The organism is Oligoflexus sp., from assembly GCF_035638955.1.
Lineage (GTDB): Bacteria > Bdellovibrionota_B > Oligoflexia > Oligoflexales > Oligoflexaceae > Oligoflexus.
This window is the reverse complement of record NZ_DASQYZ010000178.1, coordinates 1-2110: the sequence shown is the minus strand read 5'-3', so window position 1 is coordinate 2110 and position 2110 is coordinate 1. Positions and strand designations below refer to the sequence as shown.

Annotated in this window: 2 protein-coding genes and 1 pseudogene; all 3 read left to right on the top strand. The window is 47.6% G+C overall.

Features of this window, described 5'->3' with window-relative positions; genetic code table 11:
• On the top strand, positions 1-1182 hold a 1182-nt coding region (gene tnpC / locus VE954_RS16740; RefSeq protein WP_324954773.1), incomplete at its 5' end, for an IS66 family transposase.
• A gap of 129 nt (positions 1183-1311) precedes the next feature.
• A pseudogene (locus VE954_RS44295) lies at positions 1312-1659 on the top strand (transposase zinc-binding domain-containing protein); the annotation flags it as partial.
• 63 nt (positions 1660-1722) lie between these two features.
• A partial coding sequence (locus VE954_RS16735; RefSeq protein ID WP_324954776.1) for a transposase occupies positions 1723-2110 on the top strand: 388 nt, incomplete at its 3' end.

Below are 2110 nucleotides of genomic sequence, written 5' to 3'. Positions count from 1 at the left end.
GAGATCAAGGATCAAGGCAAGTACCGCGAAGCCGTTGAGATTGACGTGCACCCATCAAGGTTCGTCAAGCGAACGGTCAACTTGCACAAGGGCTCCTGCAGCTGCGGCTCGACGACTCTTAGAATGCCAGCTCCGATCAGAACCGCCGAGGGCTCCAAATTTAGCCCGCGGTTTGTATCACGACTCGCTGTTGATAAGTTTGATATGTCTCTGCCGCTCTATAGGCAACGAAGGATGATGAGCTATGAGGGACTTGATCTTGACAGATCGACTCTGAATCGCGCCCTCGAAAGATACAGCGTCCTTTTGGGTTCACTTGCAGAAAGAATTCACGAACTGAACCTGAAAGAGGATTATCTAAACTTCGATGAGTCTCCGCTCAGACATTTTGAAGGTGGTCAGCGCAAAACTTCGTTTCTATTTTCGTTTGTTTCGGCCAAAGCTGTCAGCTACCAGGTCCAGGATGGCCGCAATCGTAAAATTGTGGCAGACCTGATTGGAAGCGGTCCCGGTGTGCTGCAAACGGATGGACTCAACATCTACGACAATAAGCTTTTATATAAAGATCATGCCGGATGCCTTGCGCACCTGCGCCGCTATTTTTTTCATTCTCTCCTCTCGTTTCCAAAGCAGTCGCTTGAGGTGATCAAGCTCATATCTGATCTCTATGGAATCGAACATCAGGCAAGAGCGAAGGGGGTTAGCGGCGATCAACTGCTGCGCGTTCGAGACTGCGAGTCGCGGCCTATTATGGACAGGATCAAAGAGCGGGCCAATTCTTTCGATCCACCCCCAAGGTCAACCCTTGGCAAGGCCATTGGCTATTTGAACCGCCATTGGGAGAAGCTTTGCTATTTTTTAAAAGATCCGAAAGTCTGGCCCGACAACAATCGGGTGGAGAGGGCTCTCAGGCTTCCAAAGCTCTGCCAGAAAAATCACCTATTTACGCAGGCCCGCTCCGGCAGTCTAGCCCTCGAAGTCTATTACACAATCATCGCGACTTGCAGACTGTACATGATCTGTCCTGAGGACTATCTGACCGATATCACGATCAGACTCAATGAAGGTCACCCAATATCCCGCCTCGATAGCCTTTTGCCTTGGAATTGGCAGGCGGACCCGCCCAATGAGATTGATCGCATCAAAAAATACGTCAGATATGACAAAACTCTATCGGCCTAGACAAGAGTTTTATGGAATCAATTGCTCTTTGAAAACTGCATATGTAAAGCCTAAGAATATGCGAAGTCTTTGAATCGCTGAAAATGTCAGTGCCAATATTTTTCCCGGACAAATAATTCTTCCAGGGTTATGGCAAAGACATCCTATGCGGAATATAAAAGACATGAGCCAGAGCAAACCATACTCTATAAGGTTCTGGAGGAGCATACTCAAACTTTTTTTGATGCAATCGCCAGGGATTCCGATCGAAAGGCGTTACCGGATTATATAAGGCGCGAGTTTGACAAATTTTTAGCCTGCGACATTTTATCTGAGGGATTTGTCAGACTCAAATGTGACGATTGCATCCACTCAATTATTGTGCCATTTAGCTGCAAATGCCGAGGTTTTTGTCCGTCCTGTGCTGGTCGCCGGATGTCGGGGCGTTCCATTTTCCTCGCGGATAATGTGATCCCATTTGTTCCAACGAGGCACTGGGTTTTATCAGTCCCCTTCGAACTTCGCTATTGGATGGCCTCAGATGATAAGCTTTTGAAGGCGGTGAACAAGATCCTCTGTTATGAGATCAATAATTATCTTCGAAAGAAGGCCAGAAAACTTGGTATTAAAGGCGGTGAGACCGGCATAGTATCTCACCTTCAGCGGGCCGGCTCTGCGCTCAACCTTAATCTTCATTTCCATCTTTTGGTCATTGATGGCATCTATAAGGTGGACGACGAGGGTCATTCTGTTTTTCATAGAATCCCTGGAATCCATGATCACGAGGTAGCACGCGTGGTGGATGGCGTGTCGCGGCGAGTTATAAAATATTTGCGAAAGTCGGGGAGGCTTTCATCTCAAAGCGAGGAAGTCTGTATTGCTGATCAATCGAGTGCTGAAGATTTGACGCTATCTCATTTGAAAAGAGCTTCCATCTCAAGCCGGGTAG